The organism is Myxococcus sp. CA056, assembly GCF_013336715.1.
In the GTDB taxonomy this organism is placed as follows: Bacteria; Myxococcota; Myxococcia; order Myxococcales; family Myxococcaceae; genus Myxococcus; species Myxococcus llanfairpwllgwyngyllgogerychwyrndrobwllllantysiliogogogochensis.
In genome coordinates this window covers 166378-185997 of sequence record NZ_JABUMT010000017.1, presented here as the reverse complement: position 1 = coordinate 185997, position 19620 = coordinate 166378, and the positions used below count along the sequence as shown (strand labels likewise).

Below are 19620 nucleotides of genomic sequence, written 5' to 3'. Positions count from 1 at the left end.
GGCCCCAGGCTTCAGCGGACCTTGTGCGCCGCGAGCCACGCGTTGATGAGGAGGAGCGTCTTCTCCGAGGGGTCGTCCGTCATGGCCATGATTCGCGCCTCGGCGACGAGGCGCAGGGCCCGTGGGCGGTCCTTGCCGGACTCCCACAGGGCCTGGGCGAGCAGGAACTTCACCTCGGTGCGCTGGCCGACCTCCGGCCGCGCCTTTTCCCAGCCGGCGACGGCCCGCTCCAGGGGCACGAGCGCCTCCGTGGGCCGTTTCAGCTTGAGGAAGGCGATGCCCAAATCCCTCAGGCTGAGCGTCCACTGTCCGGAGCTGTCATCCGGTTGCAGGAGCATGATGTCCACGGCCCGCTGACAGTAGTGCACCATGTCCGCGTAGCGCTCCTTGAGGGACATGAGCTTCCCGACCAGGCGCAGCGGGCTCACCAGCGACGGGTCCATCAGTCCTCGCGACTTGTCGCGCAGGGCGATGGTCCGCAGGAAGTGCTCCAGGGAGAGGTCGAAGTGGCCCTTCTGGAAGAAGAGGACGCCCAGGTTGGCGTGGATGACGGAGGCGCCGTAGCTCTCCGGCCCGTCCGTCTTCGCGACGATGGTGAGGGCGCGCTCGTAGAAAGGGAGGGCCTCGTCCATGCGCGATTGGACGACGAGCGTCGAGGCCAGGTCGTTGAGCGCGTCGTAGACGCGAGGGTGGTCCGGGCCGAGCGTCCGCTCGAAGACACCGAGCGCCTCGCGGGCGACCACCTCCGCCAGCTTCAGCTCCTCCTGGTCCCTGAGCACGGGGACCACGGCCAGTCGCACCCGGGCGACCTCCGGGTGCTCGGGGCCCAGGGCCTGCCGGGTGATGGTGGCGGCGCGCTCCAGGTGGGCCCGGGCCTCGGCGAGGCGGGGGTGGACCCACTGCGTGGAGCCCAGCTCCAGGAGCACGTCCGCCACTTCCAGGCTGTCCGGCCCGAAGGTGCTCTCCGCGAACAGCAGGGCCTGCTCCTGCAACGCCACGGCCTCCTCGAAGCGCCGCTGCTTACGCAGGACGGTGCCGGAGTAGGTGAGGAGGTGGACGCGGGTCAGCTCGTTTCCACCGCCCAGCCGTTCGATGGCGGCCGCGGCGCGGTCCTTCCAGCGCGAGGCCAGCTCGTACTCGTCCAGGCCGATGCAGGACACGCGCACCAGCAGCGTCCACGCGCGCGCGGCCACGGCGTCCTGACGCGTGGCCTCCGCCGCGTTCAGCGCCTCGAAGAGCGCGGCCTCCGCGCCACGCCAGTCTCCGGCTCCCTCGCGCAGCTCGCCGAGCAGCAGGGAGATTTCGGCGCCGTCGTGACGGTTCGCCGCCCGCTTCGCCGCCACGGCCGTCGGCTCCACCAGCGTGACGCCTTCCGCGTAGCGACCGGTGGCCAGGAGCGCTCGGCCTCGTGCGAGCGTCGCGCGCAGCGCCTCGTGGCGCTCGCGTGCTTCAGGCCCCTCGGGCAGCGTGGCCCCGCCGGGTGCCAGCGCCTCCGAGCAGCCCGACAGGGGGGGCAGGCCCTTCACCGCGCGGTGCGCCTCGTCCACCGTCCTGGCGTCCGCCTGGGACAGCAGCCGCGTGAGCGCGGAGACATCCGCCAGCCGATTGTCGAGGCAGCGCATGCGCCACGCCATCACCTCTTCGGGCTGCTCGCCCCGGACGCGTGTGGCCTCGCACGCGGTGGTGCGCGTCGTCGTCCAGGCGGCGGTGTACGCGTCCAGCTCCCGGCGCACGCGCTCCCAGGCGGCGGAGGCATAGGGCCGGCCGGTGGCGGTGAACGCGGCCTGGATGGCGGCGGCCTGCTCCGGGCCCCAGATGGTGGTCATCTCCTGCGGCGCGCTCGCGCAGGCCCGCGCTCCACGGGTGTGCACCGCGTGTGTGAGGCCCACCGCGGTGGCGAGGATTGCCACCGCGCTGGCGAACTGGAGGCCTCGCTTCCACCTGGTGGCCGGGTCGTTCTGGAGCGCGTCGAGCAGGGCCTCCAGGTTCGGGAATCGGTCCTCCGCGCGACGGGCGAGCCCCCGCAGCAACACGCGACGCAGCCACGGAGGAACGCGCGTGCCGTTGGGCGGAGGCCGCACCTGTCCCGAGGACACCTGGGAGGCCAGCTCGGCCAGGGTGGCGCCTTCGAAGGGGCGTGCGCCGTAGAGGGCTTCGTGGAGCGCCACGCAGAAGGAGAACTGGTCTCCGGCCGCGCCCGCGCGCGTCTCGCCCAGCAGTTGCTCCGGGGCCATGTAGGCCGGCGTGCCGCCCGTCAGCGAGCGCTCCACGGTCTTGTCACGCAGGGGGTCCGCGCGCGCGGGCAGCGCGCTCTCACGTGTGGTGGGAGCGCCCAGGCGCGCGAGGCCGAAGTCGGTGACGTGGACATTGTCGTCGCCGCCGACGAGGAGATTGGCGGGCTTGAAGTCGCCGTGCACGACGCCCGCGGCATGCGCCGCCGCGAGTCCCCGGCCCGCGTCGAGGAAGAGGTCCAGCACCTCGCGCCAGGGGCGGGGCGCGGCCTTCAGCCACTCGCCCAGCGTCTGGGCCTCCACCCGCTCCATGGCCAGGAACACGTGCTGGCCGAAGGTGCCCACGTCATAGACGGCCACCACGTTCGGGTGGGAGACGCGGGCCATGGCCTGCGCCTCACGCAGCAGGTGGGCGCGCTCCTTCTCCATGTCGAGGCCCAGGGCGCCGGTGCGCAGCAGCTTGAGGGCGACGCGGCGGTCCAGCTCCGGGTCATAGGCGCCGTACACGACGCCCATGGCTCCCGCGCCCAGCAGCTCCAGGACGAGGTAGCGGCCCACCGCCGTGCCTTTCTCCAGCGGCGAGTCCTCGCGGCGGGGAGAAAGGGGCATGGGCTCGGTGGGCGTCGCGCTGGTGATGAGGTCCGGAGACTGCGCGCGCAGTCCTTCGGCCACGAGCGTGCGACACGAGGCGCATGTGTCGAGATGGGCATCCACCTCGGCGCTCTCCGTGGGCGACAGCTCGCCCAGGAGCAACTTCATGAAGAGGGTCTCATCGACGCAGCGCATGAAGGGTGTCCCCTCCCACGGGAGGGTTCCTGTACCGGGGTGGGGAGTGGGCGCGGGCGACGATAGCAGAGAGTCCCCGCGCGACAGGGGAGAGGGCGCCACGTGGCGGCTTCATCACGGTGGAGCGCCGCTTCATGCGGGGCTCGCGCCGTGCGGTGGGTCGAGCGGGCAGGCGGGCGCGGGTGCCTCAAGGCCATGAAGCGCCCGGCCTGCCTCGTCGACACCTCACACGTGGGGCTCGTGGACGAGCAGGCCCTGGGCGCCCACGCGCAGCGTCACCTGTCGGTGCGGAGTGCCCGCATGCGTCGCGAGCCACTGCGCCAGCGGGACGATGGCGTGCTGCTCCACCGCGCGCTTCAGCGGACGCGCACCGTAGCGCGCGTCGAAGCCGGCCTTCGCGAGGAAGTCCACCACGTCCTCGCCAAAGCTCACCTTCACCCCACGCCGCGCGAGTCCCTCGCGGCCCAGCGCCGCTTCCAGGGTGCGCCGCGCGAGCGTCCGGATGACGTCCGGCGCGAGGGCGCGGTAGGGGACCACCTGGTCCAACCGGTTGAGCAGCTCCGGACGGAAGAAGGCCGTGGCCGCGCCCAGGTAGTGCGCCTCCATGTCCCGAGGCGTGTCACCACCAAAGCCCAGTGAGCGCGCCGCCGACTCCGCGCCCAGGTTGCTGGTGAGCAGCACCACCGTGTTCCGGAAGCTGACGGTGCGCCCCGTGCCGTCCGTCAGTCGTCCCTCGCCGAGGACCTGGAGCAGCAGGTCATGCACACCCGCGTCCGCCTTCTCCACCTCGTCCAGTAGCACCACGCCGAAGGGCTGCTCGCGCACGCGCCGCGCGAGGCCTCCCTGCTGGCCTCCCACTTCACCCACCAGCCGTCCCGCGCTGCCAGGCGCGGCGTACTCCGCCATGTCGAAGCGGGCCAGCCGGGCGATGTCACCGAAGAGGTACTCCGCCAGCGCCAGCGCCGACTCCGTCTTGCCCACGCCCGTGGGACCCAGGAGCAGGAACGCCCCCAGGGGACGCGAGGGGTCCGCGAGTCCCGTCTTCAGCGTGACGACGAGGTTGCGCAAGAGCAGCGTGGCCTCATCCTGGCCGACAATGCGCTCGCGGAAGCGGCGCAGCAACGCATCCGGGTCCAGGCGAATCGAGGAGTCCACCAGCTCCCTCGGGTAGCCTGTGCGCGTGCAGAACGCGGAGGTCACCGCGCCCGCGTCCACTTCCGTTCCCGTGGCGGCCTGCGCCGTCGCGGCGCGAAGCAGCGACACCGCACCACCCGGAGGCGGGCCCTCTCCGAAGCGCTCCGTCAGCTCCGCCGCGCGCTCCAACGAGGCGGGCGTGAAGCGCACCTTGCGCGCCTTCGCGACGCGCTGAGATGCCTGCTGCACGGCGGCCCGAGCCTTCTCGGGAGCCAGCGGCTCCACGACGACATGTCGCAGCGCCTGGAGGAAGGCGCCATGGGTGCGCTCCGCCCGCGCGACGTCCTCCGGCGTGGCCTCCAGCACCAGCGCCACCTCGCCCCCTTCCAGCGCCGGCAGCAGGTGCCGCGCGACGTCCAGGCCCGTGTCACCGCCGCCCAGGGAGAGCAGTTCGGAGAGGCTGTCCAGGTGGAGCACCGCGCGCCGCACCCGCAGCTCGTTGACCATGAGTTGCACGCGCTTCTGCCACTGCCCCAGATAGCGCATGCCGGCCATGATACGACCGCCCGAGGTGCTGAAGACCTCCAGTCCCTGGAGCGCATTCCCGGCCGACGCGGACTCCGCCCGGTGCACCAGCTCATGCACCAGCGACGTCTTGCCCACGGAGGGGGGACCCACGAGCAGCACGCTGGCGCGCGCTCTCGAGGTGACGGCTTCCGCCAGCAGGCCGACCTCCGTGTCGCGCTCCCAGGCACGCTCCAGCAGTCCCGCACGGGCCTCCTCGTTGAGGCAACGACTCGCCTCGGCGAGCCCAGGAGGTGGGGGAGGGCGGCGCACCGGCCCTCGGGGCTCCTCGATGATGCGCGCGCGGGTCGCCTCACGGGACTTCACCGTCACGGAGATGGTTTCGACGGTCTCATCGCCCAGGTAGGCCAGCGAGTGCAGGCGCTCCAGCGGCGCCATGTAGAGCTCGTGGCGGACCAGCTCCTCCACATAGGCCTCCAGGTCCCCGAGGTCCTGCAGCGAGCCCTCCACGTCCACGCGAGGAACCCAGACGTGCACGGCCCCCTTCGCCGCGCCCTTCCGGCTACCGCGCTCCGCCTTCCCTCGTCCACCGCGCGTCACCACCGTGAGCTTGAGCGGCACGGGCAACAGTCGCCCGTGCTGCACGGCGCGCACGGTGAGGTTCATCTTCTTCGTGCGCAGGTCCGGCCAGTGGGTCTGCGCGTCACGCAAGTCCCCCCGCTTGAGCAGTCGGCCCAGAACCTCGGCCACATCCAGTCGCGCGGTCGCCAGGTCCGGCGCGAACGAGGCCAGATGCGGGTGCGTCAACACGTGCGCGGCCACCCCCACGCCGGGGTAGTTCCGCACGAACAGATGGAAGTTCTTGTCCATGTCAGTGCCCTCCTCGCGCGGGGTCGCGCAGCACTCGCGCCGCCCAGGCCACGGACTCGGAGGGAGTTCTCCCGCTTCTCAGCTGAACGACGTTCTCGGGCTCGCCCTCCATGACGACGCGGCCCTGCGGCGACTCGGGCACAAGGCCCGCGCGACGGGCTTCCCGCTCCGCCAGCTTCACCGCGTCGCGAGTCGCCACCGCCCGGGACACGCTCTTCATCAAGTCTGGCGCGTCCGCCAGCAGCTCCACGCGGACCAGCGCGGGCCGCACGCCCAGATGCACCAGCGCATAGCCCTCCAGCGTCGCGAGCACCTCCGACAGACCGAACGCCGCCATGCTCACCACCTGCCGCCGCACACGCACCCCCGCGGGACGCGCCGAGCCCGGTGCCGCCCAGCCGATGGTGCCATCCGGCTCCACGTGCTCCTCGTGGACCACCACGCGTCCCAGGCCCTGGGGAAGCCCCTTCACCACGGAGTCCAGCGCGGAGGTCGGCGAGTCCGCGAGCCCTTCCACCAGCAACGCGTGCACCTCCATTCCGCGCGCTCGCGTCGCCAGCTGATGCGCGAGCCACTCCACCTCATCGCGCAGGTTCACCACCTTGGGGCGGCAGCGACGCAGCCGCTCCTCGGGGGACACCGGCATCGGCTCCGGGACATAGGAGGGCCGAGGCCGCAGCCCGCCCCGTCCCTTGTTGTGCCTCCAGCTGTCCTGGTACCCGTCGCGCTCCAGCTTGCCCACGCGCTCCTCTGTCTCCAGGAAGTCGCGGTCCGCCAGTTCATTCTCCCGGATGTCCAGGGCCTCCGCCGACAGGCGCTCCAGCCGCTCTCCCAGCTCCACGGCCTCGACACCACCGGGCGGTGCCTCTCCGTCCGAGCGCCTCGCCTCCGCCGCCTGGAGCGACTCCAGTCGCGTCGTCACTTCCTCCAGGACGCGCGACACGCCAGGGAGCGTCCAGGTGGTGGGGTCCTGCTCGCGGGCCCACGCGGGCTCCCTCATGAGCAGCTCCACCGACAGCCCCATGTCCTCGCCCCGGCGAAACAGCTCCACGCGGGCCAGGTCCTCGCCGCCGCGCCGCACCAGGTGGTGGGCCAGGGGCACGGTGAGGCGTCGCTCCAGCGCGCGCTTCAAGGGACGCGCGCCGTAGCGCGGGTCATATGCCTGCTCCACCAGCAGGTCGAGCAGCGCGGACTCCACCTCCACCAGCACGGTGCCCCGGCGGATGCCTCGCCGCGACAGCAGCGACTCCAGGGCGTGCTCCACGACGACGCGCAGCGCGGCGGGCGTGAGGGAGCGGAAGGGCACCACGCGGTCCAGGCGGTTGAAGAACTCCGGGCGGAAGAAGGCGCGCACCGAGGAGAGGTAGTGCGCCTCCGCGCCTTCCGGAGCGCGGTGGAAGCCCGTGCGGGCGGCGGCCTCGCGCACGCCCAGGTTGGACGTGAGCACCACCACCGCCTGTCGCGCGTCCACGGTGCGCCCCGCGCCGTCCGTCAGCCGGCCTTCACCGAGGAACTGGAGGAGCGCGTCGAAGATGCGCGGGTGCGCCTTCTCCACCTCGTCGAACAGCACCACGCAGAACGGCTGGGTGCGCAGCGCCGTCGTCAGCTCGCCGTCCGGTGCGCCGGGCAGGCCCAAGAGCCGGGTGATGCTGGACGCGGAGACGAACTCCGACATGTCGAAGCGGACCATCCGCTCCTCGCTGCCGAAGAGGGTGCGCGCCAGCGCCTTGGCCGTCTCCGTCTTGCCCACGCCGGTGGGGCCCACGAAGAGGTAGGTGGCCAGCGGCTTGTCCGGCGGCTGCAGCGAGCGCTGGAGCGTGAGGATGGCATCCACCACGGCGGCGACGGCCTCCGGCTGTCCGGCGACCTGAGCGGCCAGCTCGCGCTCCAGCACGTCCCGGGACTTCGGAGGCGCGCTCCCCAGCACGAAGTCCGGCAGGCCCGTCTGCGCGCGCATCGCGGCGGTGACGTCCTCCTCCGTGAAGCGGCGCACGTTCTGGTCCACCGTGCCGGGCCTCGCGAGCACCCGGCGCAAGAGCCGCACCGCCTTGCCCGGGAAGGCCTCGTGCGCGACGAAGCGCTGCTGGAGGTCCAGCAGGGTCTCCAGCGCGAGCGGGGACAGCCGCACCGCGGGCCCGCCTTCGCCCGAGCCCTCCAGTTCCCGCAGTGTCCCCAGCAGGGCAGGCAACGTCGTGCGGGGCTCCAACGCGGGCACGTGCACCACGCGGAACAGCGAGGCGAGCGTGGGGGCCTCCTCGCGCACCCGCTCGAAGCGCTCGGGCGTGGACTCCGCGAGCACGGTCAATTCGCCGCGCGCCATGTGGGGTTCCAGGAACTGCGCGACGTTGGTGCGCTCGCTGGAGGTGCGCCCCGCGTAGACGAGCGAGGCCAGGTCGTCCACGTAGAGCAGGTCACCCACCTCCACCAGCTCCTTCACCACGCCGCGCGCGCGGGCCTCCCACTGGCCCACGTACATCATCCCCGCGATGAACTGATTGCCATCCACGCGCCACACGTCGCGGCGCTGTCCCGCGGCGTCCTGGCGCGCGGTGAGCCGGCGCACCACCTCGTGCACCAGCGCCGTCTTGCCGGAGCCCGGCGGTCCTACCAGGACGATGGCCGCGCCCTCCCGGCCCTCCAGCGCGTCCACCACTTCGCGCACCAGCGCCTCGCGGCCGTAGCAGTGCTCCAGCCCGTCATCTCTGGCGGAGTGGCTCAGGTTGCGCGCCACCTCCCGCAGCTCGGTGAGCGTGAGGCGGCGGCGGTTGCGGCGCGCCTCGCGCTGCTCGGGCGTCTCCGGCGGAGTGGCCGTCCCCTTCGAGTCCTTTCCAGGCGTCCGGCGGCGCCGGGGCGGCTTGGGCGGCTTGGGCGGCGTCCGGGGGAGGATGGTGGGGGCATAGGCATCCACCTCCAGCAACTCCAGCCGCTCGCGGCCCTGCGCCCAGAAGCCCTCCAGATTCGTCAGCCCATGCTCCAGACACCACGCGCCCAGCCTGCGTCCGAGCGCGAGGGGCAGGGACTCCGCGTCGGGAATCGCGAAGCGGGCCTCCGCGAGCCGCGTGGGCGTCACCACCCAGAAGTCATCGCGAGGCCACTTCTCCAGCAGCACGGCCATGCGTCCCTTGAGCACGACGCGCAGGCCCTTCTCGCGATCTCTCGCCTCGGTGTCGACCTTCACGTGCTTGAGCGACAGGTGGGGTGGCAGCTGGTAGCTGGCCACCCGCGAGGGGTGGTCCTTCTCGAAGCGCTCCATGACGGCGAGCGCCAGGTCATCCTTCAGCGAAGACAGGCTGGGGCCCACGCGGTGAATCCTGGGCCAGAAGGCGGGGACCCACGCCTCGACGAGACGGCCGCCCAGGGGCGCGACGACCAGGGGGAGCTTGAGTTCCATGGTCAGTCCTCCTCCGCTTCGCCGAACACGCGCCAGTTCATCCAGGGCTCCAACAAGGCATCCAACTCCAGACCTCCGCCGCCGTAGCGCAAGCGGGTTCCGGTGCGCATGTCCTCCACCGAGCCGCCCGAGGTGTCCGTCGAGCCCGGCCGGATTCGCCGGGCCTCGGTCTTCGGCAGCAGCGTCTCGAGCTTCGACCAGTCCGGCAGCACGTCCCGGCTGCGAGGGTGGGGGGTGAAGAGCACGCGCACCAGCGACGCCTGACTGCCCTCCACGAAGCGGTGAACGCCGTGCTCGGCGGAGAGCAGCAACGGGCGCGTCTCGCCGGAGATCTGCAGGGCGTACGCGAGGGGCGTGGGCTTGAGCTCCAGCAGCTCATCCACCTTGGGGTAGACCCAGTCCGGCGGAGGCGGATGGCGTGGTGGCTTCTCCCCGTCCGGTGGCTTGGGCGTCCAGAGCAGCGCGCGCTGGAAGCCCAGGGAGTAGCGGTTGCACCAGCGCTCATAGGCCTTCGCCAGGAAGCACAGCTGCGGCCATGCACCACGGCCGGGCACCAGTATCAGGGTGGAGCCCCGCGAGTACTGGTAGAGGCTGGCGTACAGCCGCTCCCGCAGGGGATGGAACGTCGAGCGCAGCGTGGAGACGTCGCGCGCGAGCGACTCCGCCTGCCCCACCGCGCGCGACAGGTGCGCCTCGAAGAGCAGGTCCTCGATGGCCTCCGTCTGCTGCGAGCATTCGCGGAAGGCCTTGTCCAACTCGCGCGCGTCTCCGGACTTCCTCGCGGACTCCTCCGCCAGCGCGCGCTCCTCCCAGTACGAGGCCTGTCGGGACACCTTGTCGAAGACCGCCAGCTCCCGCCGCAGCGCGAGCATGGGCGGCGAGCGGCTCCAGCGCTGCACCTCCGCGCGCAGCGTGGCGGCGTCCTCCAGCACCTGCTCGATGGCCTGCCGTCCCACGCCCTCCGCCGCGCCACCCACGGCCTCCGCGCGTAGCGTGAGCCCGTCGCCGCCGGCCTCCGCGTGCAGGCGCACAGGCCCCGTCTTCGGATGCGCCGCGAGCCACGCCGCCACCGGCACCACCAGCTCCCGCTCCAGCGCGCGCTTCAGGGGCCGCGCGCCATAACGCGGGTCGAAGCCGCGCGCCGACAACCAGTCCAGCGCCGACTCGGAGACGACGAGGCTGGCGTCATGGCGCGACAGGCCGGAGCGCTGGCGGATGGCGTCCACCTCGCGCACCACCAGCCGGCGCAGCAGCTCCTCGGAGAGCGGCGAGAAGACGACGGTGTCGTCCAGGCGGTTGAACAGCTCCGGGCGGAAGAAGCGCTGCACCTCCGCCAGGTAGTGCGTGCGCAGCGCGGCGACGTCGGGCGCGCCGCCCAGCGAGTCGAAGCCCACGCGCGCGCGCCACGTGTCCGCGCCCAGGTTGCTGGTGAGCACGAGGACGGCGTTGCGGAAGTCGGTGAAGCGGCCCGACGCGTCGGTGAGGCGCCCCTCGCCCAGCACGCCCAGGAGCGCGTCGTGGACGGCGGGGTGGGCCTTCTCGATTTCATCCAGCAGCACCACGCAGAAGGGCTGGCGGCGCACGGCGGCGGAGAGGTAGCCCGGCGTCGCGCCGTCGCCCAGCAGGCGCAGCAGGGCGTCCGGCCCCGCGTACTCGCCCATGTCCAGGCGCACCATGCGCTCACGCGAGCCGAAGAGCAGCTCCGCCAGGGCCTTGGACAGCTCCGTCTTGCCCACGCCGGTGGGGCCCACGAAGAGCAGCACGCCCAGGGGCCTGCGCGTGTCCGCGAGCCCCGCCTTGAGCACGGACACCACGGAGGAGACGCGCTCCACCGCCGCCTGCTGCCCCAACACTCGCGTGGTGAGGAACTCGCGGACCTGGGCGGGCTCCAGCGGCATGTCGTCGCGCAAGAGCGCCTCGGGGATGCCGGACTCGGAGGCGAACTGGCGCACGGCGTCCAGCCGGATGACCCGAGGCTGGGCCGCGTGGGCGCACGTGGCGATCAACCGGCGGAGGAAGGCCACCGCGTTGCCCACCTGCGCGCCATACGGCAGGAAGCGCCGACACAGGAAGCGACTCTCCTCCAGCGCCTCGGGCAGCACCTCCAGGGGCGTGGCGCTCGGAGTGTCCTGGGCCACGCGCGCCAGGATGTTGGCGAGCGCCTCCGGTGTCGGCTCCTCCACCCGGACGACGGAGAAGAGGCGGGCGAAGCTGGCGTTGCGCCGCTCCACCTGGGCCCAGGCCTCGGGGGTGGCCTCGGCCACCACGGACACCTCGCGGGTGACGAGCAGCGGCAACAGGAGCTGGGCCACGTTCTGGTCGCTGTGCGCGCTCTTGCCCGCGTCGAGCAGGTCGATGGCGTGTCCCAGCGAGAGGATGGCGCGGGATTCGTTCGCCTCGCGGAAGGACTTGAGCACCTGCTGCTGCCAGTCGCCCCACATGCCCTCGCCCGCGATGAGGCGACTGCCGTCGACGAAGAAGAAGGGCCGGGCCTTCTCGGCGGGAGTGGCGGTGGAGGCCTGGAGCGCCTCGGCGACCGCATGGAGGACCGCGGACTTGCCCACGCCCGAGGGGCCCACCAGCACCACGGCCTCCGCGTCCTTCGCGGCCAGCCGGGCTCGCAGCAGCGTCACCAGGGCGTCCTGCTCATAGGCGGGGTCGAGCTGCCCCTCCGTCGCCAGTCGATGCCAGGGCACCGCGATGCGGTCCAGCGTGGGCGTGGGCGGTGGCTTCTCCGGCTTCGCTCCCGGCTCCCGACGACGGGAGCGCTTGCGGGGCTCCCACGTGTCCTCGTCGAGCGCGTCCTCGTCGTCCCCATCGATGCTCACCGACAGGCCCGACTCTCGCGGCTCCTCGGGCTCCGCGTCCGGTGGACGGGGCGGCGGGCGGATATCCAGGTGGAGCTGACGGGGCGTGAGGGCCGACAGGCGCGTCGGCGTGGCCTCCACCTCCACGTCCAGCAGGGCCTCTCCACCATCCGCGCGCAAGGCCAGGAGCCGCGCGTCGGGGAGTCCTTCCAACTGTTCACGCAATCGCTCGGCGGCATCCTCGGGCACCTTCTTGCCCTGGAACCACAGGTGCGTCTCCAGCCGGGGCGCATGCAGCCCGAGATAGGACTGATGCGTGGGCGCGACAGCGGCGGCGAAGGTGAGGGGCGCGAGGGTGTTCTCCTCGTTTCCCCAGACAGGAATCGCGTCCAGCTCCAGCGTGTGCAGCGTGCCCCCGGTCGCGGCGATGAACTCCGGCACGCGACGCGGATGGATGCGGGTGAGCTGGTCATCCAGCGCGAGCGCCAGCTCCTCGGTGGCCTTCTCCACGGTGTCCGCGTGCACCGCGAGATGAGGCAGGGACAGGGGGGTGAGCGTCACTCGACCGCTGGCGTGACGCTGCACCCAGCATTGGAAGCGAAAGTTCATGGAGTGTGCTCAGGCTAACATGGGGCGGCGCAGGGACGATGCGACCTCTGGGGGACTGACGCGGCCGGTCGCGCATGATGGCCTCCGCGCGCTGGACAGGCCGTGAGGTTCGGCGGGAGTCTGTCGTCATCGAGAGGTGCGAGTGATGGAAGACGCGTGTCCTCTGTTGGTCGAGTCCATTCGAAGCGCCGTTGTCGGTGAAGACCGGGTGCTCGATGGACCCTACGGTCCCCGCCGGCTCACGTACGCGGACCATGCCGCGTCCGGGCGCTCGCTCGCCTTCATCGAGGACTTCATCCGGGAGCACGTCCTCCCGCTCTACGCCAACACGCATTCGGAGACGTCGGGCACGGGTGCTCAGACGACTCGCTACCGCGAGGATGCGCGCGACCTCATCCACCGCGCCGTGGGAGGCGGGCCCGACGACATCGTCCTCTTCTGCGGCTCCGGCGCGACGGCCGCCATCTGCAAGCTCATCGACATCCTCAACCTGCGCCTCCCCGCGGACCTGGATGCGCGCTTCGATTTGAGCTCGCGCATTCCCCGCGCCGAGCGTCCCGTCGTCTTCGTGGGTCCCTACGAGCACCACAGCAACGACCTGCCGTGGCGTGAGTCCATCGCGGAGGTCGTCACCATCGACGAAGACGCCGACGGGCGCATCGACCTGGCCCACCTGGAGCGCGAGCTGGCACGCCACCATGACCGGCCGCTGCGCATCGGCAGCTTCTCCGCGGCGAGCAACGTCACCGGCATCCTCAGCGACCAGGAGGGAATCGGCGCGCTCCTGCGCCGTCACGGAGCGCTGTGCTTCTGGGACTTCGCCGCTGCGGGGCCCTATGTCCGCGTCGAGATGAACGGGCGGGGCGATGACACCGTCGGCCCGCGCGTGCGGAAGGACGCCGCGTTCCTGTCGCCGCACAAGTTCATCGGTGGGCCGGGGACGACGGGAGTGCTGGTCGTGAAGCGCCAGTTGCTCGGCAATCGCATCCCCACCGTGCCCGGGGGCGGGACTGTTTCGTACGTGAGCGGCAGCGAGCACGTCTATCAGCGAGACCTCGTGCACCGCGAGGAAGGGGGTACTCCCGCCATCGTCGACTCCATTCGCGCGGGACTGGTGTTCCAGCTCCGGGAGGCAGTGGGCGTGGAGACCATCGACGCGCTCGAACAGGACTTCGTCCGGCGGGCCCTCGCACGCTGGGGGGCGAATCCCGCCCTGCGCATCCTCGGCAACCCGGCGCTCCGGCGGCTGCCCATCGTGAGCTTCCTGGTTCGACACGGGGACGCCTATCTGCACCACAACTTCGTGGTGGCCCTGCTCAATGACTTGTTCGGCATCCAGGCGCGCGGAGGGTGCTCGTGCGCGGGGCCCTACGGCCACCGGCTGCTGGCCATCGACTCCGTCACCAGCCACCGCTTCCAGGACGTCATCCTGCAAGGCACCGACGGTGTGAAGCCCGGCTGGGTGCGGCTGGGCTTCAACTACTTCCTCTCCGAGACGACGTTCGGCTTCCTGCTGGACGCCGTGGACTTCATCGCCCGAGAGGGGTGGAAACTCTTGCCACACTACGCGCTCGAGCCTTCCACCGGACAGTGGCGCCACCGGGCGCACCAGCGGCGGCTGGGGCGACTGGGTGACGTCTCCTATGCGAGCGGCCGGTGCGTCTTCCCGCCCCCCGGGCCGACCGTGCCGGAGGCGGAGCTGGGGGACTACGTCGCGCGGGCCCAGGCCATCGTCGAGCAGGCGCTCCAGGACTTCGGGAGCCGGACACAGGCGGATGCTTCGCTCGCGCCCGACGCGGAGCGCCTGCGCTGGTTCCCGCTGCCCGGGGAGGTGCTGGAGATGCTCAAGCGCGAGCGCGTCGGCACGACCTCGGAGGCCCCCTTCCGACTCCAGGGGGCCCCTTGAGCCGCCTCAGGGATTGAGCTTCCAGGGCACCGTCACGGCGGGCTGGAAGCAGTGCACGTTGGCGTAGAGGCCCGCGCCCAGCTCCTGCACCACGCCCGCGCCATAGCCCTTCGTCTGGCACCACCTGCTGACCTCCAGCTTGGAGTCGGTGGAGCTGAAGCTGCCCGCGTTGGAGGCGGGCCCGAGCTGGTCCTTCGCGACGTCCTGGATGAGCCCGGCGTTGAAGCAGCCCACCCACGGGCGCGAGGTCATCTCGAAAATCTGACCCGTGCTCCATCCCAGGCTGTTGCACCAGCGGTGCACGGCGGCCGAGCAGTCGAAGCTCTGCGCGACGCGCTCGTCCACGCAGCCGGCGTGCTTGCGCGCCAGCTCCTCGAAGGTGACGCCCAGGCTCTCGTGCTGGATGGGCGCGCACGCCACCGTCACGTCCGTCGTCGTGGCTCCCGCCAGCGCGCCCAGCAGCGAGATGGGCGGACGGTTTCCGATGAGCTGCTGAATCGTCTCGAGGACGTTGGTGCTGGTGGCCAGGGCGTCATGGGCGCCGCGCTGAGCGCAGACCCGGTGCATGGACGAGGCACAGGCCAGCGTGCCCAGGGCCGCGTAGCTGTTGCAGGCCGGCTGCTGCTGGCTCATGCCGAACTGTCCCGCCGTGGGAGTCTCCTGGAGGGCCTCGTCGCGGCAGTCCGCGCCATACGACGTCATGCAGATGGAGCGGGCCGAGCGCGCATGGGTGAAGAAGCGCACCTCATCGATGGCGCCCCGGAAGGAGCCCTCGCCATTGGCGGGACAGGTCTGCGTGTCCAGCGTGTTGCCCGCGCCGATGGACAGCGCGCCAGTGCCCAGGCGGAACGTCCCCGTGGCCACGGGCAGTGAGCGCCCCGTGGGCACGCCATTGAGGTACTCGCCAAAGGCGCCGGTGACGCCGTCCCAGGTGTAGGCCAGGTGGGTCCACGCGCCCACGGGCAGCGCGGGGCTACGGCCCAGGCGCACGCGCGCGCCGTTGATGACGAAGGACATCTGCACCGTGTTGTCGGACTCGTAGATGAGGTCCAGTGCGCCGCCCTTCTGGAAGAGGTAGCGGTAGGGGTTCCCCGTGGTGCAGCCCTGGTGGATGTTCGCGTCCGGGCGCACGGCGAGCTGTACGGTGAAGCCCCGCACGAAGCCGCCCACGCCGGGCACGGTGGACGTCGCGTCCGTCAGGTTCATCGCGAGCGCTCCGCCACCCGGGACGACCAGCGCCTTGCCCTTACCGTGCGGTTCCCACAGGGAGCCGGACGTCGGCTGGGTCACCGCGTTGCCGGCGGAGATGGACGCCGTGCCCACGAGAGTGCCCGTGAAGAAGCGCCCGGACAGGTCCGGCGTGCGCGTCAGGTCATACGCGCCCGCGCGCGTCACCAGCTCGTTCATGGGCAGGTAGAGCACGTGGAAGGGGTCCACCAGCTCACCGATGTCCACCTCGTTGTAGTCCGCCGTGTTGCTGCCGAAGAGGGCGAGCACGTCGTGGGTCTTGGTGACGGGCAGGTAGTGGCTCTCGTTGCTCGAGCCCGGTGGGAAGTTCTGTTCTGGCGCGCGCTCCTGTTCCAGGTTCCACATGGGCCCGGAATAGAAGAGGTGCGCGATGTCGCTGCGGTCCGTGTTGAGGGCACCGTCGATGTGGTACGCCGTCCAGCCCGTGTCCGCGCCAATGAGGCTCACGGCTTCGCGGCGCGCGCCATCCGTGTAGACGACGCCCGTGTACGTGACGTTGCGCCCCTCGTGGTCCACCCAGGCGTAGGCGGCCCGGATGAGCGGGCCAGAGGTCGTCTCACCAAAGAGCTCCCCGGTGGAGGCCTTCAGCTTCTGCCATGCCAGCGGGTAGCGCTTCACGCCCGCGGTGGGGTCGCCGTACATCATCGACAGCGGGCGCGGATTGCTCCAGCCCGTGGCCGCGCAGGGCGTGGGGTTGTACGCATACATCAGGTGGTCGATGCCACCGTCGTTGGCGGGACCGCCCTGATAGATGAGCAGGCGTCCGTCGGAGGTCATCGTCGGTTCGATGCCTCGGATGTTCGCGCCGGTGACGGTGGTCAGATAGTCCAGGTTGCCGGTGGTGAAGGAGGAGATGTCCGCCTGCGGCGTGAAGGGCTGGGACACCCGGAGGTCCACCGGACGGCGACGGAAGCGGTTGGGCCCGTTGAACATCTGCGAGTCGAACAGGAACGGCTGGTACACCGCGAGCCCTCCCGAAAGGACATAGGGCTGGGCCGGGTTGGTGAAGCAGAACGCCAGCGCGTTCTCTCCGTTCCTCACCTGCGTGCTGAGTCCTGGAGAGAAGGCCGTGGAGAAGCTCGGCTTGCCCTGGGCGTCGTACGTCACCGCTTCAGGCCGGAACACTCGCGCCAGCCACGTCGTCGTCGTCGTCGCGTGGTCCTCGCGGATGTTGCCCACGAAGACTCGCCCGTCGATGGTGGATGAATGTCCGTTCGCTCCGAACGGCGTCCCGATGCGTGTGTTCACCAGGGAGGGGCGCTCCGCGGCCAGGGCTCCTGGAGCGGCCATCAGCACCGCGAGCAGTGACGCGAGTCGTGGAACCCACAGCGGACAGCGACGAGTGCGCATGAATGCCTCCAGACTTGGAGTTCGGATTATGCTTGAATTGCGGGCTGAGATACTCATTGCGCCAGGTCGGCCGGGTGCATGGCATTCCGTGGACGGAGGACGTCGCTCACGACGCTGGAAAGGGAAGGAGTCGGTGGGTTCGTCATGAGGGGGGGCGCGTTGACAAGCCCGGAGGTGCCGGGCATCGTGGTGGCACTTCATGACCCGCCTGACGACCCACGCTTGTTGCTGCTGTCACGCACCAGCGGTGGGCGCCTGTCGACCCGTGGCCTGAAAAGCCTGGGTTGAGCTGGTTCGAAGAGCCCACCATCCGCGAGGAGGTGGGCTTTCGGCTTTCTGGCTCCGGAGTCCACCGTCCATCGCGCTCCTCTCGCTTTCGAGGTCCCGCATGGCAGGTCCCACACCTCATCGGTTCTCCTTCCTCGCTGGTGCGTTGACGTGGCTGCTCACCCCGCTAGCGGCGGCACAGACACCCGTGCCGGAAGCACCGCCCGCCGCGCCGTCGCCGCCCCCCGCAACGCCGTCACCGACGCCCGGTGGAGTCGCCGTCAAGGCGACGTCCGAGGGCATCTCCGTCTCGTCCCCCGACAAGGCGGTCATGTTGAAACTGCGCGGCTACATCCAGCTCGATGGCCGCTTCTTCGAGAGCAAGGCGGACCGGCCGGGTTCCACCACGCTGCTCATCCGTCGCGCGCGACCGTTGCTGGAGGGGACGCTCTTCAACCTGTTCGACTTCCGGCTGCTGACGGACTTCGCGGCCAACGCGCCGCCACTCTGGGATGCCTATCTGGAGTACCGACCTCGCAAGGAGGTGCGCGTGCGGGTGGGCAAATTCCGCCCCCCGGTGGGACTGGAGCGCAACCAGTCCGGCATCAACACCCTCTTCGTCGAGCGCGCGCTGCCCACGGACCTGGTGCCCAACCGGGACGTGGGGGTGATGGTGCACGGTGACGTGTATGACGGCACGCTGAACTACGCGGTGGGGGCCTTCAATGGCACGGCGGACGGCGCCAGCGCGGACACCAACCTGGACGACAGCTTCGACCTGGCGGCGCGCCTGTTCGCGCATCCGTTCCGGGCCACGAAGCTCAAGCAGCTCTCCGGCCTGGGACTGGGCATCGCCGCGTCGCGCGGCCTGCAGTTCGGCTCCGCCTCCACCACGGGCGAGGCACCCCTGCGCACCATGGGGCAGCAGACGTTCTTCATCTTCCGGACGGGCACGGGTGCGGGCGAGACGGTGATTGCCCATGGCGAGCACCTGCGACTGTCGCCCCAGGGCTACCTCTACGTGGGGCCCGTGGGCGCGCTGGCCGAATACGTGTCGTCCACGCAGGAGGTCAACCTGGGACAGCAGCACGCGCGCCTGCGCTTCGAGTCGTGGCAGGCCAGCGCGTCGTACGTCGTCTTCGGCGGCAAGGCGGCCTACGACGGCGTCAAGCCCACGGACCCGGTGGGCGCGGAGGCCGGCGGCTGGGGCGCGGTGGAGCTGGGCGCGCGCTACGCGGCGCTCGACGTGGACCCCGACGCCTTCCCCATCTACGCGGACCCCACGCGTTCGGCGCGCAAGGCGCGAGGGTGGGGCGCCGTCGCGAACTGGTACCTCAACGGCAACGTCCGCGTGGCCACCTCGTATGACCACACGAGCTTCGAAGGGGGCGCCGTGGACGGCGACCGCATCCCCGAAGACGTCGTCATGTCCCGCTTCCAGGTGAGCTGGTGAAAGGTCCCTCTATGCGCTTCTCTCTCCGGCTGTCCCTGCTCGTCGTGCTCGCCCTCACCGGATGCTCGAAGTCCGCAGGCGAGTCCTCCGCTCCGAGCTCCGTCACGCTGCTCAACGTCTCGTATGACCCCACGCGGGAGCTGTACGCGGACGTCAACGCCGCCTTCGCGAAGCATTGGGAGGCGACGCACGGGCAGAAGGTCTCCATCAAGCAATCGCATGGCGGCTCCGGCAAGCAGGCGCGGGCCGTCATCGATGGGCTCGACGCGGACGTCGTCACGCTGGCGCTCGCGTACGACGTGGACATGCTCCACGACAAGGCGTCGCTCATCCCCGACGGTTGGCAGGTGCGGCTCGCGCACAACAGCGCGCCATACACGTCCACCATCGTCTTCGTGGTGCGCAAGGGCAACCCCAAGGGCATCCGCGACTGGGACGACCTGATTCGCGAGGGGGTCTCCGTCATCACCCCCAATCCGAAGACCTCCGGGGGCGCGCGGTGGAACTACCTGGCGGCCTGGGGCCATGCCCTGCGAAAGCCCGGAGGCACGGAGGAGTCAGCGCGCGCCTTCGTGGGCGCGCTGTTCCGCAACGTGCCGGTGCTGGACTCGGGAGCTCGGGGCGCCACCACGACGTTCGCGGAGCGAGGCCTGGGGGACGTGCTCATCGCCTGGGAGAACGAGGCCTTCCTCTTGACGGACGAAGTGGGCAAGGAGCGCTTCGAAATCATCGTCCCGTCGGTGAGCATCCTCGCCGAGCCTCCCGTCGCCCTGGTGGACCGCAACGTGGACAAACGCGGCACCCGCGTGGTGGCGGAGGCGTATCTCCAGTTCCTGTATTCGGAGGAGGGACAGCGACTGGCGGCGAAGCACCACTACCGTCCTCGCTCGGAGGCGGTGGCGCTGAAGCACGGCGCCCGGTTCCCCAAGGTGACGCTGTTCACCATCGACGAGGTGTTCGGGGGCTGGCGCAAGGCGCAGGCCGCGCACTTCGACGACGGTGGCGTCTTCGACCGCATCTATGTCCCCCAGGCGCGCTGAGCC

At 70.9% G+C, this 19620-nt stretch carries 8 protein-coding genes; 3 read left to right on the top strand and 5 right to left on the bottom strand.

Annotated elements, in window-relative coordinates:
• Positions 1–11: 11 nt before the first annotated feature.
• From HUA76_RS39350 to HUA76_RS39335, 4 genes are all read right to left on the bottom strand, one after another.
• Complete coding sequence (locus HUA76_RS39350; RefSeq protein ID WP_174463772.1) at positions 12–3017, bottom strand: tetratricopeptide repeat protein; 3006 nt, start codon at positions 3015–3017, stop codon at positions 12–14.
• Between the two features lie 225 nt (positions 3018–3242).
• Entirely contained in the window at positions 3243–5546 is a 2304-nt protein-coding gene (locus HUA76_RS39345) for an AAA family ATPase (RefSeq protein WP_174463771.1), read from the bottom strand.
• A 1-nt stretch (position 5547) separates the two neighbouring features.
• Positions 5548–8937: an AAA family ATPase gene (locus HUA76_RS39340; protein ID WP_174463770.1), complete on the bottom strand. Its 3390-nt coding sequence runs from the start codon at positions 8935–8937 to the stop codon at positions 5548–5550.
• Between the two features lie 2 nt (positions 8938–8939).
• Entirely contained in the window at positions 8940–12353 is a 3414-nt protein-coding gene (locus HUA76_RS39335) for an AAA family ATPase (RefSeq protein ID WP_174463769.1), read from the bottom strand.
• A 208-nt stretch (positions 12354–12561) separates the two neighbouring features.
• Between HUA76_RS39335 and HUA76_RS39330 the strand changes: the two genes are divergently transcribed.
• Positions 12562–14259: an aminotransferase class V-fold PLP-dependent enzyme gene (locus HUA76_RS39330; RefSeq protein WP_371823584.1), complete on the top strand. Its 1698-nt coding sequence runs from the start codon at positions 12562–12564 to the stop codon at positions 14257–14259.
• A gap of 6 nt (positions 14260–14265) precedes the next feature.
• Here HUA76_RS39330 and HUA76_RS39325 read toward each other — a convergent pair whose 3' ends face one another.
• The gene (locus tag HUA76_RS39325; RefSeq protein WP_174463767.1) at positions 14266–16857 is read right to left on the bottom strand and encodes a LamG domain-containing protein; all 2592 of its coding nucleotides are present in this window, start codon (positions 16855–16857) and stop codon (positions 14266–14268) included.
• A gap of 388 nt (positions 16858–17245) precedes the next feature.
• Between HUA76_RS39325 and HUA76_RS39320 the strand changes: the two genes are divergently transcribed.
• Both HUA76_RS39320 and HUA76_RS39315 read left to right on the top strand, forming a co-directional pair.
• A complete protein-coding gene (locus tag HUA76_RS39320; protein WP_174463766.1) occupies positions 17246–18577 on the top strand; it encodes an OprO/OprP family phosphate-selective porin in 1332 nt (443 codons plus the stop codon).
• 11 nt (positions 18578–18588) lie between these two features.
• A complete protein-coding gene (locus HUA76_RS39315) occupies positions 18589–19617 on the top strand; it encodes a sulfate ABC transporter substrate-binding protein (protein WP_174463765.1) in 1029 nt (342 codons plus the stop codon).
• Positions 19618–19620 lie beyond the last annotated feature (3 nt).

Coding starts and splice junctions, on each gene's coding strand:
- HUA76_RS39345 (WP_174463771.1), bottom strand. CDS start 5,546: ATGGACAAGAACTTCCATCTGTTCGTGCGGAACTACCCCGGCGTGGGG.
- HUA76_RS39350 (WP_174463772.1), bottom strand. CDS start 3,017: ATGCGCTGCGTCGATGAGACCCTCTTCATGAAGTTGCTCCTGGGCGAG.
- HUA76_RS39340 (WP_174463770.1), bottom strand. CDS start 8,937: ATGGAACTCAAGCTCCCCCTGGTCGTCGCGCCCCTGGGCGGCCGTCTC.
- HUA76_RS39325 (WP_174463767.1), bottom strand. CDS start 16,857: ATGCGCACTCGTCGCTGTCCGCTGTGGGTTCCACGACTCGCGTCACTG.
- HUA76_RS39315 (WP_174463765.1), top strand. CDS start 18,589: ATGCGCTTCTCTCTCCGGCTGTCCCTGCTCGTCGTGCTCGCCCTCACC.
- HUA76_RS39335 (WP_174463769.1), bottom strand. CDS start 12,353: ATGAACTTTCGCTTCCAATGCTGGGTGCAGCGTCACGCCAGCGGTCGA.
- HUA76_RS39320 (WP_174463766.1), top strand. CDS start 17,246: ATGGCAGGTCCCACACCTCATCGGTTCTCCTTCCTCGCTGGTGCGTTG.